Source organism: Variovorax sp. GrIS 2.14, assembly GCF_046115955.1.
GTDB lineage: Bacteria > Pseudomonadota > Gammaproteobacteria > Burkholderiales > Burkholderiaceae_C > Variovorax.
The window spans coordinates 404,634-426,047 of the sequence record NZ_JBJXIA010000001.1; the positions used below are offsets into that span (position 1 = coordinate 404,634).

Genomic DNA, 21,414 nt, shown 5'->3' on the forward strand with positions numbered 1-21,414 from the left:
CACGACAAGCAACGCGAGCCACTGAAATGCAATCCTCCATCGAACTCGATCGCAAGCCCTCCACGCAATACCTGCTGCGCATCGGCGATACCTGCCTCATCCTCGCCCAGCGTTTGGGCGAGTGGTGTGGCCATGCGCCGGTGCTCGAAGAAGACATCGCAATGGCCAACATCGCGCTCGATCTGCTCGGCCAGGCGCGTGCGGTGTTGACCCGTGCCGGCGAGTTGGAAGACACGCCGCACGACGAAGACCAGCTCGCGTTTCTGCGCAACGAGCGCGACTACCTCAATCTCACGATGGTCGAGTTGCCGCGCGGTGACTTCGCGTTCAGCGTGCTGCGCAACACGATGATCGCGACCTGGCTCAAGCTGCTGTGGGAGCGGCTGGCCGCGTCGAGCGACAGCGAACTCGCGGCCATTGCCGGCAAGGCGGTGAAGGAGGCGCGCTACCACCAGCAGCACTCGGGTGACTGGGTCGTGCGACTGGGCGACGGCACCGATGAGTCGCGCCGCCGGATGGAGACTGCGCTGGTCGACCTGTGGCGCTACGTGCCCGAACTGTTCGACACCGACGCGATCGACGATGAAGCGAGCGCTGCTGGCATCGGCCCGCGCTGGGCTGATCTTCAGACAGCATGGATGGCCGACATGAAGCTCATCCTCGACGAAGCCGGCTTGACGGTGCCGAAAGATTCCGCCTTCCGCAGCGACGGCAAGCGGGGCCGGCACAGCGAGCACATGGGTTTCATCCTGGCAGACATGCAGTACCTGCAGCGCGCGTTCCCTGGAGGTGTGTGGTGACTGCTGCAATGCTCGTGCCGAATGCTGCGCAAGTCGAGGCCGCCTGGGAGGTGCTTGCGACGGTGCTCGACCCCGAAGTGCCGGCTGTGTCGGTGCGGGATCTCGGCATCGTGCGCGACGTGATCGCGCATGACGACGGACTGGAAATCGTGCTGACGCCGACGTACTCCGGCTGCCCCGCGACAGAGGTCATCGAGCACGATGTGCTGGCGGCCATCGACGGAGCAGGGCTCGGCCCGGCCCGTGTCACCTTGCGCCGCGCGCCGGCATGGACGACCGACTGGATCAGCGCCGAAGGCCGTCGCAAGCTGGCCGAATACGGCATTGCGCCACCGCACGTGATCGCCAAAGTCAGGGTAGGCGAGGCGGTACCGATCCGCTTTTTCGGTCGCGGCCTCGACGCGCAACGACTCGAATGCCCGCGCTGCCGCAGCCGCCATACCGAGCGGCTGTCGGCCTTCGGTTCCACCGCATGCAAGGCGCTTTACCGCTGCCTCGCGTGCAAGGAACCCTTCGAATACTTCAAGCCGCTATGAGCGTCATCTTTCATCCGCTGCGCGTCCGCGCGGTCGAGCCCGACACGCAGGAGGCGGTCGTGGTGTCGTTCGAGGTGCCGGCCGAGTTGCGTGAAGTCTTCGGCTTCACGCAAGGGCAGTACCTCACGCTGCGCACCGACATCGACGGCCAGGACTTGCGGCGCTCGTATTCGATCTGCGCCGGCGTCGACGACGGCGAGCTGCGCGTCGGCGTCCGCAAGGTGCGGGGGGGTGTGTTCTCCAACTGGATCAACGCGCACCTGCAGCCTGGCGATACGGTGAACGTGATGGCGCCGCAAGGTCGCTTCTTCGTGCCGCTCGATCCGACCACGAAGCGGCATCACGTCGGTATCGCGGGCGGCAGCGGCATCACGCCGATCCTGTCGATCATGAAGACGGTGCTGGCGCGCGAGCCGTTGAGCCGCTTCACGCTCATCTACGGCAACCGGCAATTGCAGTCGACGATGTTCAAGGAAGAGATCGAAGACCTGAAGAACCGCTACATGACGCGGCTGGTGCTGCAGAACGTGTTCTCCGACGAGCAGACCGATGCGCCGTTGAACCATGGCGTGATGAACCGCGACAAGATCGGTGAGTTCCTGCGAAGCGTGGTGCCTGCAGCCCAGATCGACGAGGTGTTCGTGTGCGGGCCGTTCCAGATGAACGACGAGGCCGAGGCGGCGCTGCTCGCTGCCGGCGTGCCCGAAGAACGCATTCACATCGAGCGCTTCGGCGTCGCGCTTCCGACTGGCGCCGCAGCCGGGACGGCAGTGGGCGCGGTGTTGCACGAAGCACTGCCCGGCGATGCCGAACAGGCCCGCATCGTCATCGTGCGCGACGGACTGCAGCGCGAAATCTCGTTCCGCAAGGGCCAGCCGAGCATCCTCGATGCCGCCTCTGCTGCAGGGCTCGAAGTGCCTTTCTCGTGCACCTCGGGCGTGTGCGGTACCTGCCGCGCCAAGCTGGTCGAAGGCGAGGTGCGCATGGAGCGCAACTTCGCGCTCGACAAGCAGGAAGTCGCCGCCGGGTTCGTGCTCACGTGCCAGGCGCATCCGCTCACCGACCGCGTCGTGCTTTCGTTCGACGAACGTTGAAATGTTCACGCGAGCCGGGGTCAATCCCGATGGCGGCAACGCCTGCGAGACCCTCTACTACGCCTCTCCCCGACCTTCTGGCGCGCTGCGCCCGTCGTTCCAAATTTTCTGTTTTGCGTTCAATTTCCTGGAGACAAGAATGAAGCTTTTGAACCCTCTCTTGCTGGCTGGCTTGCTGGCTGCGGCACTGTCCGCGCATGCCGACATCAACGTCGGCGTCACGCTGTCGGCCACTGGCCCGGCCGCATCGCTCGGCATCCCCGAAAAGAACACCATCGCGTTGATGCCCAAGACCATCGGCGGCCAAAAGATCAACTACATCGTGCTGGACGACGCATCGGACACCACCGCGGCCGTGACCAATACGCGCAAGCTACTGGCCGAAAACAAGGTCGACATCATCCTCGGTTCGACCGTCACGCCGGCTTCGCTGGCGATGATCGACGTCGCGGCCGAGGCGCTGACGCCGATGATCTCTATGGCCGCTTCGGCACGCATCATCGAGCCGATGGACGCCAAGCGAAAATGGGTATTCAAGACACCGCAGAACGACATCATGATGTCGCTCGCCATCGCCGAGCACATGCAGAAGAGCGGCATCAAGACGGTCGGCTTCATCGGCTTCTCGGATGCCTACGGCGAAGGCTGGTCGCAGGAGTTCGCCAAGGCTGCAGGCCTCAAAGGCCTCACGGTCGTCGCCAACGAGCGCTTCGCAAGGTCCGATACGTCGGTCACCGGCCAGACCTTGAAGCTGATGGCCGCCAAGCCCGATGCGGTGCTGGTCGCCGGCTCCGGCACGCCGGCCGCATTGCCGCAAAAAGCGCTCAAGGAGCGTGGCTACACCGGCAAGATGTACCAGACCCACGGCGTCGCCAACGCCGACTTTCTGCGAGTCGGCGGCAAGGATGTCGAAGGCACTTTCCTGCCGGCCGGTCCGGTGCTGGTGGCCGAGCAGCTGCCGGCCTCTAACCCGGTGCGCAAGAGTGCGCAGACCTATGTCGCGGCTTATGAAGCGGCCTATGGCAAGGGGACGGTATCGACATTCGGCGCGCACGCGTGGGATGCCGGCCTGCTTATGACCGCCGCCGTGCCAATTGCGCTCAAGAAGGCTCAACCCGGCACGCCCGAGTTCCGCGCCGCACTGCGCGACGCGCTCGAGCAGACCAAGGAAATGCCCGGCGCCCACGGCATTTTCACGCTGTCGCCTACCGACCATCTCGGCCTCGACCAGCGCGCGCGCGTGATGGTCAAGATCGAAAACGGCGCGTGGAAATACCAGCCCTGATCAGCCTTGAGGCGTGACTTCGGAAAGTAAGTAATGGATTTTCAGATCGCCCTGCTCCTGGTGCAGGACGGCCTGGTCAACGGCGCGGTTTACGGGCTGATGGCGGTGGCCCTCGTGCTGGTTTTTTCGGTAACCCGCGTCATCTTCATCCCGCAGGGCGAGCTGGTCGCGTTCGGCGCGTTGTCGATGGCCGCCATGCAGGCTGGCCGCATCCCGCCGACTTTGTGGCTGCTGGTCGCACTGGCTGTCTTGGTGCTGGTGGTCGAAGCGTGGCGCTGGAAACGTGGTGCCACGGTCGACTGGACTTCGGCACTGGTCTGGTGCGTCGCGTTGCCGGTGCTGGCCTGCGTGCTGGTGCTCGGTTGGCGGCCTGCTTCGTTGTGGGCGCAGGCGGCCAACACGCTGGTCATCATCACGCCGCTGGGGCCACTGCTCTATCGGCTGGCATTCCGACCGCTGGCCGACGCCACGGTGCTGATGCTGCTGATCGTGTCGGTCGCGCTGCACGGCGTGCTGACCGGGCTCGGCTTGCTCTTCTTCGGTGCCGAAGGTTCACGCACGCCGGCGTTCTCCGATGCCCGATTCGAAGTCGGCGGCCTCCAGGTCAGCGGGCAGGCGCTGGTGGTGGTCGGGACGACCCTGGTGCTGGTTGTGCTGCTGTTCCTGTTTTTCGGCCGCTCGATGGTCGGCAAGGCCTTGCGCGCCACCGCGATGAACCGCGTCGGCGCGCGGCTGATGGGCATCCCGACCGAACTGTCGGGTGACGTCAGCTTCGCGCTGTCGGCGTTGATCGCAGCCGTGTCCGGCTTGCTCATCGCGCCGCTGACGACCGTGTACTACGACACAGGTTTTCTGATCGGCCTCAAGGGCTTCGTCGCTGCGATCGTCGGCGGGCTGGGCAGCTACCCGATGGCATTGGCCGGCGCGCTGCTGGTCGGTCAGCTCGAAGCGTTTTCGTCGTTCTGGGCCAGTGCCTTCAAGGAGGTGCTGGTGTTCACGCTGATCATTCCGGTGCTGTGGTGGCGCTCGCTCAAGAGTCATCACGTGGAGGACGAAGAATGACGGTGGACAAGCGTTGGCTCACACGCCGCCATCTCACCGCGGCGGCCATCGTGGCGCTCGCTGTGGTGTGGGGTTTTCTGCCCGAGTTCACCGTGGTGGTGATGACCTACATCGGGCTCTATTCGCTGGTCGCGGTCGGGCTCGTGATGTTGACCGGCGTCGGCGGCATGACGTCGTTCGGCCAGGCGGCTTTCGTCGGCATCGGCGCCTATGCGACGGCGTGGGTCTGCACCTCGCCGATGGCGGTCGCCGCGCTCGGCAGCGTCGTTGGTGCGGCGGGTCTGCCATGGGTCGGGCTGGTTCTTGGGCTGGTGCTGACCTTCGCGGTTGCATGGACGCTCGGCGCGGTCACGGTCAAGCTGTCGGGCCACTACCTGCCGCTGTGCACCATCGCCTGGGGACTGAGCCTTTACTACCTCTTCGGCAACATGGATTTTCTCGGTGGGCAGACCGGCATCACCGGCGTGCCGCCGCTGGTCATCGCCGGCGTGTCATTGGCGTCGCCGCGGGCGCTCGGCATCGTGGTCTGGGCGGCGTTGCTGGTCGGCCTGTGGCTGCTGCACAACCTGCTCGACTCGCGTGAAGGCCGCGCCATTCGCGCATTGAAAGGCGGGCGGCTGATGGCGGAATCGATGGGGGTCGACACCGCCCGCTATCGCGTCAAGCTCTTCGTACTGGCGGCGCTGATGGCGGCGATTTCCGGCTGGTTCTATGCGCACATGCAGCGCTTCGTGAACCCGACGCCGTTCAACCTGAACATCGGCATCGAGTACCTCTTCATGGCGGTGGTCGGCGGCTCGGGGCACCTGTGGGGGGCCGTGCTGGGTGCGACCGTGATCACGCTGTTGAAAGAGAAGTTGCAGGACGTGTTGCCGAGCCTGCTCGGCACCAGCGGCAATTTCGAAGTGATCGTATTCGGTCTCCTGATGGTGCTGGTGCTGCAGCGTTTCGCCGACGGACTGTGGCCGACTCTGGGGCGTCTGGCGCAGCGCTATCTCCGACCCGAGACAGCGCATGCGCCACGCGATGTCGCGGCCCTGACGCAGCGCACGTTGCCGGCGCGCGGCGAAGTGCTGTTGCAGGCGACCGCGGTGACCAAGCGCTTCGGCGGCCTCATCGCGAACAACGCGGTGACGATGGACTGCAAGGCCGGCGAAATTCATGCGCTCATCGGCCCCAACGGAGCAGGCAAGAGCACCTTCTTCAACATGATCTCCGGCGTGGACGACCCGACCGAGGGCGAAGTCCAGCTGATGGGTCGCACCATGCTGCTACAGCCTTCGCGTGCCTTCGCTGCACTGGGTCTGAGCCGCACCTTTCAACATGTCCGCCTGCTCGGCCAGCGCAGCGTGATCGAGAACGTGGCGCTCGGTGCGCACCGCCGAGCGCGGCGTGGCTGGGTCGCTTCGATGCTACGGCTCGACCGCGCCGAAGAGGCTGCGTTGCTGGCAGAAGCGCGCGTGCAGATCGAGCGCTGCGGCCTCGGCGCGCACGCCGATGCACCGGCGGCCTCGCTGGCATTGGGGCAGCAGCGCGTGGTCGAAATCGCCCGCGCATTGGCGAGCCAGCCCGCGGTGCTGCTGCTCGACGAGCCGGCCGCTGGCCTGCGCCATCTGGAAAAGCGCGCGCTGGCCGATCTGCTGTCTCAACTGCGCGCCGAAGGGCTCGGCATCCTGGTGGTCGAGCACGACATGGAGTTCGTCATGAACCTGGCCGATCGCATCACGGTGTTCGAGTTCGGCACCGTCATCGCTGCCGGCACGCCAGCCGAAGTACAGGCCGATCCGAAGGTGCTCGAAGCCTATCTGGGGGTCGCCGACGATGAACCTTTCGAGGCGCTCGAAGCAGTGAGGCGCAACGCATGATCCCTTTGCTCAGGCTCGAAAACTTCAGCGTCTCTTACGGGGCGGTCGAAGCGGTGCACGACGTCGCACTCGATGTGAACGAAGGCGAGATCGTCACCGTGATTGGCCCCAACGGCGCCGGCAAGACCACCTTGCTGTGCGCTGCGATGGGCTTGCTGCCGGCGAAGGGCGCGCTGTCGCTGAGCGGTGAGCGCATCGCGCGCCCGAGCGTCGAGGCGATGGTGGCGCGTGGCGTGTCGCTGGTGCCGGAGCGGCGCGAGTTGTTCGCCGAGATGTCGGTCGAAGACAACCTGCTGCTCGGCGGCTTCTATCGCTGGCGCACCGGCCGGCGCGACCAGAAGGCGCGCATGGACGAGGTCTTCCAGATCTTTCCTCGGCTGCGCGAACGGCGCGGCCAGATGGCCTCGACGCTGTCAGGTGGCGAGCGTCAGATGCTCGCCATCGGCCGCGCGCTGATGGCGCGGCCGCGCCTGTTGATGCTCGACGAGCCTTCGCTCGGCCTCGCGCCGCTGATCGTGCGCGAGGTGTTGCAGGTGGTGTCGTCGTTGCGGCAACACGGCGTGTCGGTGCTGCTGGTCGAGCAGAACGCGCGTGCCGCGCTGCAGGTGGCTGACCGCGGCTACGTGCTCGAAATGGGCGCTGTCGCGCTCACCGGTGCGGCCCGCGATCTGCTGCACGACCGACGCATCATCGATACGTATCTCGGTATCGGTACAGGCGTCGGGAACAAAGCGGCGCAATGAGTTCTTCCAACCTCGAAAGGTAATTCGCATGATCAAAGTAAGCGTCCTCTATCCCAACGACGAAGGCAGCACCTTCGACATGAACTACTACGCCGACAAGCATGTGACGATGATCCAGAAGATGCTCGGCGATGCCTTGAAGAAGGTCGAGATCGACGAAGGCGTGTCGGGCCCGGCGCCAGGCAGTCGGCCTTCGTTCGTGGCTGCGGTGCACATGTACTTCGAGTCGACCGATGCGTTCTACGCTGCGTTTTCGCCGCACGCGAAGGACATCCGCAACGATGTCGCGAACTACACCAACCTGAAGCCGGTGACGCAGATCTCGCAGGTGCGCGCCTAGATCCGCGGCACCGCGGGTCAACCCGGATATTTAAATGAAGCGCTTCAAACTAGACTTTTTTACGTTCATTGCCCTATAGCCGGACAGTTCGATCCGGTGGGTCTGAAGCGTTTCATCGCACTCAAAACCACTTGGAGACAAACCATGTTCAAAGCTCTGCGCCGTGTCGTGGCGGGCGTCGGTATCGCGGTCGCACTGGTGGGCGCGCCGGCCCATGCCCAGGAACTCAAGCTCGGAGCGCTCTATCCGTTCAGCGGCGGCCTTGCCCTGCTGGGCGACGAGAGCTATCGGGGTGTGCAACTCGCGGTCGACGAACGCAATGCCGCCGGCGGCATCAACGGTCGGCAGATCACGCTGGTGAAGGCCGATGCGGTCGATGCGAGCCAAGCCGTGGGTGAAGCGCGGCGGCTGACATCGGTCGAAAACGTCGTCGCCGTCTTCGGCAGCTATGCATCGGGCATCTCGCAGGCGGCCACGCAAGTCACCGAGTTGGCGGGTGTCCCGTACTTCGAACTCGGCGCCACCGCCGACACGATCACGGGCCGCGGTTTCAAGTACCTGTTTCGCGTGAACCCCACCGCTAAGAACATCGGCGACCGCACGCTCGAGGCGCTGGTCAAGGTGGTCGCGCCCATGCTGAAAGTCGATCCCAAGACCCTCAAGCTCGCGATCATTCACGAGGACGGCCCTTACGGTTCGCTTGTGGCCGCAGCCCAAAAGGAAGGCGCTGCACGCCTCGGCATCCCCGTCGTCGAGGTGCAGGCCTACTCTGCCAAGACGGTCGACTTGTCTTCGGTGATCCTGCGCCTCAAGGGCGCGGGCGCCGATGTCGTGTTGCACACCGCCTACCAGAACGACGCGGTCCTGTTCTTCCGCCAGGCGGCCGCTGCGGGCTACAAGCCGCGCGCGGTGATCGGTGGCGGCGGCGGTCATTCGTTGACCGACACCGCGCAGGCGGTGGGCGCACCGATCGAAGGCGTGTACGACGTCGACTTCCCGCAGATCACGATGAACCCGGCGGGCGCACCCGGCCTGCCCGAGTTCGTCGCGGCCTACCAGAAGAAGTTCTCGTCGGCGCCCCGCTCGGGTCACAGCCTCGCGAACTACGTCGGCGCGAAGGCGATGCTTGAAGTGCTGGCACGTGCCAAGTCGACCGACAAGGACAAGATTCGCGATGCGGCGATGGCCTATCGCGCCCCGGTCGGCAGCACGGCGGCTGGCTGGGGCGTGCAGTTCAACGAGACAGGCCAGAACACGGCCGCGACGCTCAACCTGATGCAGTGGCAGCAGGGCAAGCTCGCCACGGTATATCCCGAAGCCGTGGCCAACGCCAAGCCCACCGCGGCACCCTGAGTCGCTTTTCAGGCGACTAGCCATCCATCGCGCGGGGCTCTTCCCGCGCACAGGGAGTTCCCATGTCATTGCTGCTCCAGCTGGTGGTGAACGGCCTGCTGCTCGGCGGGGCCTTCGCCATCATCAGCATCGGTCTGACGCTGATCTTCGGCGTCGTGCGCGTCGTGAACTTCGCGCACGGCGAATTCCTGATGGTCGGCATGTACGTGGCATGGCTCTGCGCCAGCCGTCTCGGCCTGCACCCTTACCTCGCGGTTCCGATCGTCATCGTCTTCCTGTTCCTGGTCGGCGCCGCGATGCAGCGTTACGTGATCCAGCCGCTGCTCTCGGCCGACGCGCACATCCAGGTCTTCGCGACCGTCGGCGTCTCGACGGCGCTGCTCAACCTGGGGCTGCTGCTGTTCGGTGCCGACATCCGCAAGGTCGAGTTCGCATTCGGTAACCAGAACCTGAGCCTCGGCCCGCTGACGTTCGTCAGTGGCCAGGTCGTCACCTTCGTTGTTGCGATCGCCGTAGCGGTGGCGATGCATTTCTACCTTACGCGGACCTACACCGGCCGCGCGTTCAGGGCGCTGGCGCAGAACCGGACCGCCGCGGCGCTGATGGGCGTCGATGTCAACAAGACCTACGTGCTGGCGTTCGGCATCGGCTCGGCGCTCGTCGGCATCGCCGCGTGCCTGCTGTCCCTGCAATACCCGGTGTTCCCGACGGTCGGCAGCTACTTCGTGCTGACCGCTTTCGTGATCGTCGTGCTCGGCGGCATGGGCAGCCTGCCCGGCGCGGTGATCGGTTCGATGTTCATCGGCCTGATCGACAGCCTGGCGGGGTTCTATGTCGGCCCAGACCTCAAGGAGGTCGTCTACTTCGTGATTTTCCTGGTGATCTTGATCGTGCGGCCGACCGGGTTGTTCGGCCTCGGCAAAGGTTCCGAATGATGCCCAATCTGTTGGCCCCGCGGGGGTACGTCGCCTACTTGGCGCTTGCCGCGCTGTTGCTGTTGCCCATCGCGACGCAGTCGCCTTTCGTCATTCACCTGGCGATCCAGGTATGCGTGTTCGCGGCGCTGGCCTCGGCCTGGAACATCGTGGGCGGGTTCGCCGGCCAGTTGTCGCTTGGGCACGCGGTGTACTACGGCATTGGCAGCTACGCGGCCGGCCTGCTGGTGCTGAACTTCGGCATTTCGCCGTGGATCGGCATGTTCGCGGGGGTCGCGGTATCGGCCGTCGTCGCGCTGGTGATCGCGTACCCCACGCTGCGCCTGCGCGGGCCCTTCTTCTCGCTAGCGTCGATCGCCTTTCTCGAAGTCGCGCGGCTCCTGGTCAACCATGAAGAAGCCTGGACGCACGGCGCAGGCGGGATCAACGTGCCGCTGCAGATCGGGCTGAAGTGGATGATCTTTCGCGAGAAGTGGGCCTACCTCCTGGTCGCGTTCGGCTTCCTGATTGGGGTGCTCGGCATCTGCCATGCCATTCGTCACTCGCGCTTCGGCTACTACCTCATCGCGGTGCGCGAACGCGAAGACGCAGCGCGTGCGATCGGCATCAATCCGGTCAAGGTGAAGATCGCGGCCGCCGTGATCTCGGCCGTGCTCACCAGCTTGGTGGGCAGCTTCCACGGCATGTACCTGACCTTCATCGAGCCGTCGTCGGCGTTCTCGCTGGAGCTGTCGATCCAGGTGGCGATGTTCGCGCTCATCGGCGGTCTCGGCACCGTGGCGGGTCCGGTGCTCGGCGCGGTCATCGTGCTGCCGATCGCCGAATTGGCGCGTGGCTGGTTGAGCGCCTTCGGCAACGGCACGCATGGCTTCGTCTACGGTGTCGTGCTGGTGGTGGTGGTGCTGTTCTTTCCGCGCGGACTGGTCGGCCAGCTCGGCCCTCGCGTGGGCCGATGGATAGAGAGGCTACCGAACTTCGCGAGAGCCCGGCGCGTCGAGGTGGCGCCGTTGCCGGTGGTCGCGCGCGACACGGCGAGCGTCGGCCAGCCGATCCTCAAGGCCGACAACATCGAGAAGCGCTTCGGCGGCCTGAAGGCGACCGACAAGGTGACGCTGACGCTGCATGAGGGCGAGATCCTCGGCGTGATCGGGCCCAACGGCGCCGGCAAGACGACTGTCTTCAACCAGCTCTCCGGCTTCCTGCGGCCCGATGGCGGCACGGTGACGATCCGCGATGCCGCGGGTGCGTGGTCAGCCCCGCACAGCCCCGAAAGCTTTGCGCGCGCAGGCGTCGGCCGCACCTTCCAGATCGTGCAGCCGTTCGCCGGCCTGTCGGTGCTGGAGAACCTGCTGCTCGGCGCCTTCATGCGCACCAAGGGGCGCGACGAAGCCGAGGCCCTGGCACGCTCCGTCGCCGAACTGACCGAGCTGACCCCGCTGCTCGACACCGAAGCCAGAAGCCTCACCGTCGGCGGCATGAAGCGGCTGGAGATCGCGCGCGCGCTGGCCACATCCCCGCGCGTGCTGCTGCTCGACGAGGTGCTCGCCGGACTCAACCCGTCGGACGTCGCGCGGGCCATCGTGATGATCCGGCGCATCCGCGACGCGGGCGTGTCTGTGCTGATGATCGAGCACCTGATGCAGGCCACGATGGCGCTGTCCGACCGCATCGTCGTCATTCATCTGGGCAAGGTGCTCAAGGAAGGCCTGCCCGCGGAAGTCGCCAACGATGTCGAGGTCATCCAGGCATACCTCGGAAAGGGCTACACCCATGCTGAAGGTTCGTGATTTGCGGGCCGGCTACGGCAAGAGCGAAGTGCTGCGCGGCATCTCTTTCGATGTGAAACAAGGCGAGATCGTCACCATCGTCGGCGCCAACGGCGCCGGCAAGACGACAACGTTGCGAACCCTCTGCGGCATCGTGCGCGCCACCGCCGGCAGCATCGAACTCGACGGCGTTGCGCTCAGTGCGCGCCAGCCGCACGAGATCGTCGAACTCGGCGTGACGATGATTCCCGAGGGTCGGCAGCTCTTTCCTTTCCTGACGGTGGAAGAAAACCTGCGCATGGGCGCGTTCAAGAAATCGGCACGCGATACCTATCCGCAGAAACTGGAAGAACTGCTGGTGCTGTTTCCCAGGGTCAAGGAGCGATTGAAGCAACTCGCCGTCTCGCTCTCGGGCGGCGAGCAACAGATGGTCGCCATCGCGCGCGGCATGATGGCCGGCCCGCGCCTCTTGATCTTCGACGAGCCTTCGCTGGGCCTTTCGCCGTTGCTGGTGGAACAGATGTTCGAGATCGTTCGCAAGGTGGCCGACCAGGGAACCACCGTGCTGCTGGTTGAACAAAACGTCTTTCACACCTTGCAGCTCGCCGACCGTGGCTACGTGCTTGAGAACGGCGAAGTGGTGCTGTCCGGCACCGGCAAGGATCTCCTGGTGAACCCGCATATCCGCAAGGCCTATCTTGGCCATTGACCGACACCTTGCACCATGACTTCGAGTCTGTTCGAGATCACGGGTCACACGCGCTTTCTGGCGATCGTGGCCGACCCGATTCACCATGTGAAGACGCCGCAGCGAATCAACGAACTGGTGCGCGCGCACGGCATCGATGCGGTGATGGTGCCGTTGCACGTGAGCGAGGCCGACCTGCCCCGGGTGATGAACGCCTTGCGCGGCATGCAGAACTTTTTCGGTTGCGTGGTCACGGTGCCGCACAAGACCAGTGCGGTCGCGCTGTGCGATGAAGTGAGCGACGAGGCGCGGCAGATCGGCGCCGTCAACGTCGTGCATCGGATGCCCGATGGGCGGCTGCGTGGCGCCATGCTCGACGGCATCGGCTTCGTCGATGGGCTGCGCGGCGCGGGCATCGACCCGGCAGGCCGTAGCGTCTATCTCGCGGGCGCCGGCGGTGCCGCGAGCGCTATCGCGTTCGCGCTGGTGCAGGCCGGCGTGGCTCGCATCACGGTCGCCAATCGAAGTGTCGACAGGGCCGTGAGCCTGGTCGGGCGGCTTCGCCAGGCGCACCCCGCCATCGACGTCTCGGTCGGGACTTCCGACCCGGCGGGCCACGATATCGTGGTCAATGCGACCTCGCTCGGTCTGCGCCCCGGCGATGCGCTGCCGTTCGATGCGACGCGGCTCGACGCGAAACAGATCGTCGCCGAAATCATCATGGACCCGGCGGAGACCGCCTTGCTGGCGGCCGCCCGCGCCCGCGGCTGCCGCGTACACGAAGGCGCGCCGATGCTCGCGAGCCAGATTCGCCACATGGCGGCCTTCATGCTCGACCAGCCGATGCCGGCGGTCCCTGCGCGCGCCGGAGCGCCAGCGTGAAACCCTTCGACTATGTGATCGTCGGGGGTGGCGCTGCGGGCTGCGTGCTGGCCAACCGACTGAGCGCAGACGGCAAGCAGCGCGTGCTGCTACTGGAGGCGGGCGGGGAACCCGCGAGCCGCTGGATCGCGATACCCGCGGGCTTCAGCAAGTTGCTGGTCGACAAGCGCTACAACTGGCTCTTCAAGACCGAGGCCGAAGCCAATACCCACGAGCGCCGCATCTCGGTGCCACGCGGCCGCGGCCTGGGCGGCTCTACGCTCATCAACGGGATGATCTACGTGCGCGGCCAGCGCGAGGACTACGACGACTGGGCGCGCGCAGGTGCGGCCGGCTGGGGCTACCAGGACATCGAACCCTACTTCCGCAAGCTGGAGAACTACGCCGTGGGCGCTGCGCTGCGCGGCAAGGAAGGCCCGCTGCGACTCGAGCGTGTGAGCGAGCGCTTCCCGATCGCGGAAAGCTTCCTCGCCGCCGCCGCGGAAGACGGCCAGCCGATGAACGCCGACTACAACGGCGACGACCAGGAAGGCTTCGGCTACTACCAGGTCAACCAGCACAAAGGCAGGCGCTGGAGCGCGTACGACGCTTACCTCGCACCCGTGCGGCACCGATCGAACCTCGTCGTCGCGACGGACGCGCACGTACAACGCCTGCGCATCGAAGGCACGCGCTGCGTCGGGGTCGTCTATCGGCAGGGCGGGCAGGAAATTTCGGTCGATGCACAGCTGGAAGTTATCGTCGCGGCCGGTGCTTTTCAATCGCCCCAGCTGCTCGAACTGTCGGGCATCGGTCGCAAAGACGTGCTCGGCCCGCTCGGGATCGCAGTGCGCATGGACGCGCCCGGCGTCGGCGAGAACTACATCGATCACTACGCCACGCGCATGAACTGGCGCGTTCGAAATGCCGTGACGCTGAACGAGATGTCGCGCGGCTGGCGGCTGGTGCGCGAAGTCGTCCGCTACTACTTGCAGCGGCGCGGCATCCTGACGCTTGGCACCGGGCTCGTGCACGGTTTCGTGAAGACCCGGCCCGACATGGCGCGTCCGGACGCGCAGTTTTTTTTCATGCACGCGAGCTACGCCAACGCGGCCGAGCGCATCCTCGATCGCGAGCCGGGCATGACCATCGGCGTGAGCCAGCTGCGACCCGAATCGGTCGGCAGCGTGCACGCGACATCGCCCGATCCGCAAACGCAGCCCGCGATCCGGCCGAATTTTCTCGACAGCGCTGTCGATCAGGAATGCCTCGTCGAAGCCATGAAATTGGCGCGCCGCATCGTCGCGCAGCCTGCGATGGCGCACTACATCTCGCACGAAACCGGTCCCGGCGATGCGGTTCACGACGATGCGGAATGGCTGGACTTCGCACGGCAGAACGGACAGACGATCTACCACCCGATCGGCACCTGCCGCATGGGCAGCGATGCGCTCGCGGTGGTCGATTCGCGGTTGCGCGTCAACGGCGTGCAGGGCTTGCGCGTGGTCGATGCATCGGTCATGCCGAAGATCGTGTCGGGCAACGTCCAGGCCGCCGTGATGATGGTGGCCGAGAAGGGCGCTGACATGATCCTGGCGGACCGGCCGCGATGAACGAATCGCCATGAAGAGCCGCGCCACGCTCGAAGACGTCGCACGCCTGGCCGGCGTCTCGCTCGGCAGCGCGTCGCGCGCGCTCTCGGTGCCGCGCGAGGTGCGTCCCGACACGCTCGAACGCGTCCAGCGTGCGGTGTCGCAACTTGGCTACGTGCGCAACGGCGCGGCGCAAGCGTTGGCATCGCGCCGCACGAAGACGATCGCGGCCATCTATCCGACGCTCGACAACCCCATCTTCGCGGCCTCGATCCAGTCGCTGCAGCAGAGGCTGTGGGGCCTCGGCTATCAGGTGCTCGTCGCGAGCCACGACTATGAACCGGCACGCGAGGTCGATCTGCTGCGCACGATCGTCGAGCGCGGCGTCGACGGCATCGTGCTGGTCGGCACCGACCATGCCGACGGCGTGTACGAACTGCAGCGCCAGCACGGGCTGCCCTGCGTGTTGAGCTTCGCCGTCGACGAGACAAAGCCGGGGCAATGCGTGGGCTTCTCCTATCTGGACGGCGCACAACGCATGGCGAGCCTCGTGGCGGAGCGCGGCCACACGCGCATCGCGCTGTGTCCGGGCATCGCCGAGGGAAACGAACGGGTGCGCGCACGCATCCAGGGAACACGCGCTGCGCTGAAGGCGCACGGACTCGCACTGCGGGAAGACTGGATCGTCCAAACCCCTTTCACCTTCGAGGGCGGGCGCAGTGCCATCGCCCGACTCTTCGGCACATCCGACCGGCCGACGGCGTTGATCTGCGGCACCGACATCCAGGCCGTGGGCGCCATCGGCGAGTGCCGCGACCGCGGCGTCCGGGTGCCCGATACGCTCTCGATCACCGGCTCCGACGACATCGAACTTGCCAGCCTCGTGGAGCCGCGGCTCACGACCCTGCGCGTGCCGACGTCGGAGGTTGGACGCCTGTCGGCCGAACGCATCGTCGCCCTGATCGAAGGCCGCGCGCTGGGCGAAACGGGCGCCTTGAAGACGACGTTGACGCTGCGCGAGAGTCTCAAGGACCTCACGCGGAACGAATCGAATCCACCCACAACCGAACAGGAGAACAAGACATGAAACGCATAGTGCATGGTGCAGGCGGCAATGCCGACGTGATGCAACTGGTCGACGACGAGCGCCCCATCCCCGGGCCGGGCGAGGTGCTGATCGAAGTGCACGTGGCCGGCGTCAACCGGCCGGACGTGCTGCAGCGCTCGGGCAACTATCCGCCGCCCAAGGGCGCTTCGCCCTACTTGGGGCTCGAAGTCGCGGGCGTGATCGCGGCGACGGGCGACGGCGTCGATGCCTGGCGCGTGGGCGATCGCGTCTGCGCACTGACACCCGGCGGCGGCTATGCGGACTATTGCGTCGCCGATGCGCGGCACTGCCTGCCCGTGCCGCAGGGCCTCAGCCTGCTGCAGGCCGCGGCACTGCCGGAAACATACCTGACCGTGTGGGCCAATCTTTTCGACCGCGCGCGGCTCGCGTCGGGCCAGTCGGTCCTGGTCCACGGCGGCTCGAGCGGCATCGGCCTCACCGCGATCCAGCTGGCCCGCGAGTTCGGCGCCACCGTCTACACGACCGTCGGCAACGCGGAGAAGGCGCAGGCCTGCGTGGCCGCGGGAGCGCGCCGCGCCATCAACTACCGCGAAGAAGACTTCGCTGTCGTGGTGGCAGAAGAGACCGCAGGCCAGGGCGTCGACATCATCATCGACATGGTCGGTGCGCCTTACATCGTGCGCAACATCGCGAGCCTGGCGCTCGAAGGCTGCCTGGTGCAGCTGGCGTTCCTGGAGGGCAGCCGCTTCGACTTCGACGCGACCCCGGTGATGCTGAGGCGTCTCACGCTGACCGGCTCGACGCTGCGTGCGCGCACCGCCGAGCAGAAGGCGGCCATCGTGTCGAGGCTGCGCGAGAAGGTCTGGCCGGTGCTCGAGCAGGGACGCTGCCTGCCCGTCATCCACGCGGTGTTTCCGCTCGCCCGCGCGGTCGAGGCGCACCAGCTGATGGAGAGCAGCCGGCACATCGGCAAGATCATGCTGATGGTGAAAGAGGGTGCCGATGCGGCACGCTGACCGCGTCGTGCTCGTCACTGGCGGGAGCGGCGGCATCGGGGCTGCGCTCGTCGAGCGCTATCTCGCCGAAGGTGCCGCCGTGGGCATCGTCGACTTCAACAGCGAGGCAGGAGAGCGTCAAGTGGCCGAACTGCGCAGCCGCGGGTGCCGCGCACACTTCGCGGCGGCCGACGTGGCCGACTACGCGAGTTGCGAGCAGGCGCAGCACGAGATCGAATCGGTGCTCGGCCCGATCGACATCTTGATCAACAACGCAGGCATCTCGCCCAAGCACGAGGGCAAGCCGGTGCCGGTGCATCGCATGGACCCGGCCGAGTGGCAGCGCGTGGTCGGCGTCAACTTGAACGGCGCCTTCAACTTCTCGCGCCTGGTGACCGGCGGCATGATCGATCGGCGCTACGGGCGGATCGTGTCGATGTCTTCGGTTGCCGCCAAGGCTTACCTGGGCGATATCGTGGCGTGCCACTACAGTGCGACGAAATCGGCCTTGATCGGCTTTACCCGTCACCTCGCCGGCGAACTCGGGCCTCACGGGATCACCGTCAATGCCCTCGCGCCGGGGCGGATTGCCACGCCGCTGGTTCGCACCGTCTCCGATGCCACCAACAATGCCGTGATCGATGTGACGCCGCTGCAGCGCCTGGGCGAACCGTCCGAGGTCGCCGATGTGTGTTGCTATCTCACGTCCCCGGTCGCCGCGTTCGTGACGGGCCAGGTCATCGATGTCGCCGGCGGCTGGCTGATGACCTGATTCAGCGCCGCGGCGCACCCAGCCGCTGCGACACCGCGTCGGCGCACGCCTTGAGCGCCTTCGCCAGTTCGCCGTTCCAGCGGCTGTCGAAGATGCCGGCCGCACCGATGGCAGTGATGGCCAACTTGATCGCACCCGTGTGGTCGAACACCGGCGCCGACATCGCATTGACGCCCGGCACGATCTCGCCTTCCGAGCGGCTGATGCCGTGGCGACGAACTTCGTCGAGCTGCACTTCAAAGTCTTTCCATGCCGGCACAGGCGGCTGCGGCGGCATGCCGACAACCTTGGCCGCCCCTTCGCGGTCGCGCAACTTGCGACGCGCTCGGGCGGCCTCGAGCTGCTGCTTCACGATGGCCGCATCCAGGTAAGCGCCGAAGAGCCGCCCCGACGCCGTGTCGGTCAGCGAGAACACCGTGCCGTGCCGCATGGCGACGTGCACCGCCGCTGGCGACTCCGCAATGCGCACGATGGTCGCGCCGCGATCGCCCCACACCGCGATCGCGACCGTCTGGCCGATGCGCTGTGCCAATGCATCGATCAGCGGCGTCGCAATCTGCACCGGATTGGCCTGCTGCAACCCGATCAACCCCAGTTGCAAAGCGAGCGGACCGAGCAGATAGTGACCGCTGATGGCGTCTTGCTCGATGAGCCCGAGCCGCCCGAAGCTGACCATGTACGGATGCGCCTTGGCGGCGCTCATGTCGGCTTCGCGGGCGAGGTCTTTGAGCGCCATCGGCCGGCCGTTGTGCACCAGCGCGCGCAGCAACTGGCCGCCGACTTCGATGCTCTGGATGCCGCGTTGCGTGCGGTCGATGTCGATGGTCATGGGCGCGTGGCGAGTTCGTTCATGTGAAAAGAATTAGACATTAACTGATCAGCATCCTAGACTCGATGATTCGCACAGAGCAAACGTATTCTTTTTAGACGAATTGGAGATCGAACCGCCGCGGCATGCGCCCGCGACAAACCGGAGACACGCACCATGACCCAACCCACGAACACCCCCCCCAAAGTCTTCGCCAGCCAGGCCGACCTCGCCGAGAAAACCGTCAGCTTCACCCGCCTCTCCGAGAACGCCTACGCCTACACCGCCGAAGGCGACCCCAACACCGGCATCTTCATCGGCGACGAAGCCGTCATGGTCGTCGACACGCAAGCCACCCCCGGCATGGCGCAAGACGTCATCCGTCGCATCCGCGAAATCACCCCGCTGCCCATCAAGTACGTGCTCCTGAGCCACTACCACGCGGTGCGCGTGCTCGGTGCCTCCGCCTATTTCAAGGAAGGCGCCGAGCAGATCATCGCCAGCCGCGACACCTACGACCTCATCGTCGAGCGCGGCGAACAAGACAAAGCCAGCGAAATCGGCCGCTTCCCGCGCCTCTTTCGCAACGTCGAATCCGTGCCGCCCGGCCTCACCTGGCCGACCATGACCTTCGACGGCACCATGAGCGTGTGGCTCGGCAAGAAGCTCGAAGTCAAGATCGCCCAGATCGGCCGCGGCCACACCAAGGGCGACACCATCGCCTACCTGGAAGACCAGAAGATCTGCTTTGCCGGCGACCTGGTCGAGTACCAGAGCACCGCCTACGCCGGCGACTGCTACTTCAGGGACTGGCCCACCACGCTGGACCGCTTGTCGGCCTACGGCTTCGAGAAGCTCGTGCCCGGCCGCGGTGCCGCGCTGGAGAACGCCAGCGACGTCAAGAAGGCCATTGCGTCCACCCGCGCCTTCATCTCAGACGTCTACACGATGGTCAACAACGGCGTGGCCGCCGGCAAGAACCTGAACACCATCTACAAGGAAACGATGGCCGCCTTGCGCCCGACCTACGGCCACTGGGTGATCTTCGACCACTGCATGCCGTTCGACGTGACACGGGCCTACGACGAAGCCACCGGCTACGACCATCCGCGCATCTGGACTGCGGAGCGGGATGTGGAGATGTGGAATACGTTGGAGGGCTGATCGTGGCGCGGGTCGACTATCAGCGGCAAGTATTCGACTACGTTCGACATCCGGATCAAGACGCCGCTAAGGACGCAGCTTCGCCAGCGCGTCGTCCGGTCGTCGTCGTCGGTGCCGGCCCGGTCGGGCTCGCACTGGCGATCGACCTGGCGCAGCAGCGTATTCCGGTCGTACTGCTGGACAACGACGATCGCCTTTCGACGGGTTCCCGAGCGATCTGCTTTGCCAAGCGCACGCTTGAAATTTTCGACCGGCTCGGTTGCGGCGACCGCATGGTCGACAAGGGCGTGTCGTGGAAGCTGGGTCGTGTCTTCTTCAAGGACGAGCAGGTCTACGAATTCGACCTGCAGCCGGAACCCGGCCATGAGCGCCCGGCTTTCATCAACCTGCAGCAGTACTACGTCGAAGGCTTTCTGGCGGAGCGTGCTGCGGCGCTGCCGCTCATCGACATCCGCTGGCGCAGCAAGGTCAAGGGCATCGCTCAGTTCGACGACCATGCGGTGCTGACCATCGAGACACCCGAGGGCGAATACTGCATCGCGGCCGATCACGTGGCTGCGTGCGACGGATCGCGCTCGACGCTGCGGCAACTCGTCGGGCAAGAGGCACAAGGCCGAACTTTCAAGGACCGCTTCCTCATCGCCGACGTCAAGATGAAGCTCGACCGGCCGGCTGAGCGCTGGTTCTGGTTCGATCCGGCGTTCCATCCGAACCAGAGCGTGCTGTTTCACATGCAGCCCGACAACGTCTGGCGCATCGATTTCCAGCTCGGCTGGGACGCCGACCCGGAGGAAGAGAAGAAGCCGGAAAACATCATTCCGCGCGTGCAGGCGCTGCTCGCCAACTCGGCCATGAAAGACGCGCCTTTCGAGCTCGAATGGGCCAGCGTCTACACCTTCTCTTGTTTACGCATGGCGCGCTTTCGGCACGGCCGCGTGCTGTTCGCCGGCGACTCTGCGCATGGCGTGTCGCCCTTCGGTGCACGCGGTGCCAACTCGGGCGTGCAGGACGCGGAGAACCTGGCCTGGAAGCTGGTTGCGGTGCTCCGCGGTCACGCAGGCGAGACGCTGCTCGACAGCTACGCGGACGAGCGCGAGGCAGCCGCCGACGAGAACATCCTGAACTCGACGCGCGCCACCGACTTCATCACGCCGAAGAGCGAGGTGAGTCGCCTGTTCCGCGATGCCGTGCTGCAGTTGGCGAAGAAACATCCGTTCGCGCGCACGCTGGTGAACAGCGGGCGCTTGTCGGTGCCAGCCACCTTGCATGCGTCGCCGCTCAACACCGCGGATGTGCATGGCGATGTGTTCGAAGGGCGCATGGTGCCGGGTGCCGTGGCGGCTGATGCGCCGCTGGCGTCACGCGACAGGGCAGGCGAGCCCGGATGGTTGCTTCGCGCCGTCGGCACCGGCAACTTCGCAGCGCTGGTGTTCGGCGATGGCGCCGCCGCCGACCGAAGCGCGCGTGCTGTTGCAGAGGGTGCGTCCGCTGCCGATGTGCAGGTCGCAGTCTTTCAGGTGCCGCTCGACGATGCGCATGCCCTCGCCACGCAGCGCTACGGCGCGCAAGCCGGCACTGTCTATTTGCTGCGCCCCGACCAGCATGTGTGCGCGCGATGGCGGCAACCGGATGCGCGAGCGATCCGAGCAGCGCTCGACCGTGCCCTTGCGCGTGGCTGAAAAGGAA

At 65.8% G+C, this 21,414-nt stretch carries 20 protein-coding genes; 19 read left to right on the plus strand and 1 reads right to left on the minus strand.

What is annotated here, in order from left to right:
• Positions 1 to 26: 26 nt before the first annotated feature.
• The 17 genes from paaC (at position 27) to RCH10_RS01985 (ending at position 17,756) form a co-directional block, all read left to right on the plus strand.
• Entirely contained in the window at positions 27 to 800 is a 774-nt protein-coding gene (gene paaC / locus RCH10_RS01905) for a 1,2-phenylacetyl-CoA epoxidase subunit PaaC (protein WP_409051037.1), read from the plus strand.
• A gap of 8 nt (positions 801 to 808) precedes the next feature.
• Positions 809 to 1,336 (plus strand): 1,2-phenylacetyl-CoA epoxidase subunit PaaD, encoded by a 528-nt coding sequence (paaD, locus tag RCH10_RS01910; protein ID WP_409051320.1) that lies wholly within the window; start codon positions 809 to 811, stop codon positions 1,334 to 1,336.
• Positions 1,333 to 2,430 (plus strand): 1,2-phenylacetyl-CoA epoxidase subunit PaaE, encoded by a 1,098-nt coding sequence (gene paaE, locus RCH10_RS01915; RefSeq protein WP_409051038.1) that lies wholly within the window; start codon positions 1,333 to 1,335, stop codon positions 2,428 to 2,430. Before paaD ends, paaE begins: the two co-directional genes overlap by 4 nt.
• 139 nt (positions 2,431 to 2,569) lie before the next feature.
• Complete coding sequence (locus RCH10_RS01920) at positions 2,570 to 3,715, plus strand: ABC transporter substrate-binding protein (protein WP_409051039.1); 1,146 nt, start codon at positions 2,570 to 2,572, stop codon at positions 3,713 to 3,715.
• A 33-nt stretch (positions 3,716 to 3,748) separates the two neighbouring features.
• Positions 3,749 to 4,777: a branched-chain amino acid ABC transporter permease gene (locus tag RCH10_RS01925; protein WP_409051040.1), complete on the plus strand. Its 1,029-nt coding sequence runs from the start codon at positions 3,749 to 3,751 to the stop codon at positions 4,775 to 4,777.
• On the plus strand, positions 4,774 to 6,642 hold the full coding sequence (locus tag RCH10_RS01930) for an ABC transporter permease subunit (RefSeq protein WP_409051041.1): 1,869 nt from the start codon (positions 4,774 to 4,776) through the stop codon (positions 6,640 to 6,642). Before RCH10_RS01925 ends, RCH10_RS01930 begins: the two co-directional genes overlap by 4 nt.
• A complete protein-coding gene (locus RCH10_RS01935) occupies positions 6,639 to 7,385 on the plus strand; it encodes an ABC transporter ATP-binding protein (RefSeq protein ID WP_409051042.1) in 747 nt (248 codons plus the stop codon). Before RCH10_RS01930 ends, RCH10_RS01935 begins: the two co-directional genes overlap by 4 nt.
• 28 nt (positions 7,386 to 7,413) lie before the next feature.
• Positions 7,414 to 7,725: an EthD family reductase gene (locus tag RCH10_RS01940; RefSeq protein ID WP_323499016.1), complete on the plus strand. Its 312-nt coding sequence runs from the start codon at positions 7,414 to 7,416 to the stop codon at positions 7,723 to 7,725.
• A 144-nt stretch (positions 7,726 to 7,869) separates the two neighbouring features.
• Positions 7,870 to 9,078: an ABC transporter substrate-binding protein gene (locus tag RCH10_RS01945; protein WP_409051043.1), complete on the plus strand. Its 1,209-nt coding sequence runs from the start codon at positions 7,870 to 7,872 to the stop codon at positions 9,076 to 9,078.
• Between the two features lie 62 nt (positions 9,079 to 9,140).
• On the plus strand, positions 9,141 to 10,013 hold the full coding sequence (locus RCH10_RS01950) for a branched-chain amino acid ABC transporter permease (RefSeq protein ID WP_323501298.1): 873 nt from the start codon (positions 9,141 to 9,143) through the stop codon (positions 10,011 to 10,013).
• Entirely contained in the window at positions 10,010 to 11,800 is a 1,791-nt protein-coding gene (locus RCH10_RS01955; protein ID WP_409051044.1) for an ABC transporter permease subunit, read from the plus strand. Before RCH10_RS01950 ends, RCH10_RS01955 begins: the two co-directional genes overlap by 4 nt.
• Entirely contained in the window at positions 11,784 to 12,488 is a 705-nt protein-coding gene (locus tag RCH10_RS01960) for an ABC transporter ATP-binding protein (RefSeq protein ID WP_323499012.1), read from the plus strand. The genes RCH10_RS01955 and RCH10_RS01960 overlap by 17 nt, the downstream gene beginning before the upstream one ends.
• Before the next feature lie 15 nt (positions 12,489 to 12,503).
• Positions 12,504 to 13,349 carry a shikimate dehydrogenase family protein gene (locus RCH10_RS01965; RefSeq protein ID WP_409051045.1) on the plus strand — a complete coding sequence of 282 codons (846 nt, stop codon included), beginning with the start codon at positions 12,504 to 12,506 and terminating at the stop codon, positions 13,347 to 13,349.
• Entirely contained in the window at positions 13,346 to 14,941 is a 1,596-nt protein-coding gene (locus RCH10_RS01970; protein ID WP_409051046.1) for a GMC family oxidoreductase, read from the plus strand. Before RCH10_RS01965 ends, RCH10_RS01970 begins: the two co-directional genes overlap by 4 nt.
• Positions 14,942 to 14,951: 10 nt before the next feature.
• The gene (locus tag RCH10_RS01975) at positions 14,952 to 16,007 is read left to right on the plus strand and encodes a LacI family DNA-binding transcriptional regulator (protein ID WP_323499009.1); all 1,056 of its coding nucleotides are present in this window, start codon (positions 14,952 to 14,954) and stop codon (positions 16,005 to 16,007) included.
• Positions 16,004 to 17,005 (plus strand): NAD(P)H-quinone oxidoreductase, encoded by a 1,002-nt coding sequence (locus tag RCH10_RS01980; RefSeq protein WP_409051047.1) that lies wholly within the window; start codon positions 16,004 to 16,006, stop codon positions 17,003 to 17,005. Before RCH10_RS01975 ends, RCH10_RS01980 begins: the two co-directional genes overlap by 4 nt.
• The gene (locus RCH10_RS01985) at positions 16,992 to 17,756 is read left to right on the plus strand and encodes an SDR family oxidoreductase (RefSeq protein ID WP_409051048.1); all 765 of its coding nucleotides are present in this window, start codon (positions 16,992 to 16,994) and stop codon (positions 17,754 to 17,756) included. The genes RCH10_RS01980 and RCH10_RS01985 overlap by 14 nt, the downstream gene beginning before the upstream one ends.
• Position 17,757: 1 nt before the next feature.
• Here the strand turns inward: RCH10_RS01985 and RCH10_RS01990 are convergent, their stop codons facing one another.
• A complete protein-coding gene (locus RCH10_RS01990; protein WP_323501294.1) occupies positions 17,758 to 18,585 on the minus strand; it encodes an IclR family transcriptional regulator in 828 nt (275 codons plus the stop codon).
• A gap of 156 nt (positions 18,586 to 18,741) precedes the next feature.
• Here RCH10_RS01990 and RCH10_RS01995 point away from each other — a divergent pair, with 156 nt between their 5' ends.
• Together RCH10_RS01995 and RCH10_RS02000 are read left to right on the plus strand one after the other, a co-directional pair.
• Positions 18,742 to 19,728, plus strand: a complete 987-nt coding sequence (locus RCH10_RS01995; RefSeq protein WP_409051049.1) for an MBL fold metallo-hydrolase — start codon at positions 18,742 to 18,744, stop codon at positions 19,726 to 19,728.
• Positions 19,707 to 21,407 carry an FAD-dependent oxidoreductase gene (locus RCH10_RS02000; RefSeq protein WP_409051050.1) on the plus strand — a complete coding sequence of 567 codons (1,701 nt, stop codon included), beginning with the start codon at positions 19,707 to 19,709 and terminating at the stop codon, positions 21,405 to 21,407. Before RCH10_RS01995 ends, RCH10_RS02000 begins: the two co-directional genes overlap by 22 nt.
• The last annotated feature ends 7 nt before the right edge of the window (positions 21,408 to 21,414 follow it).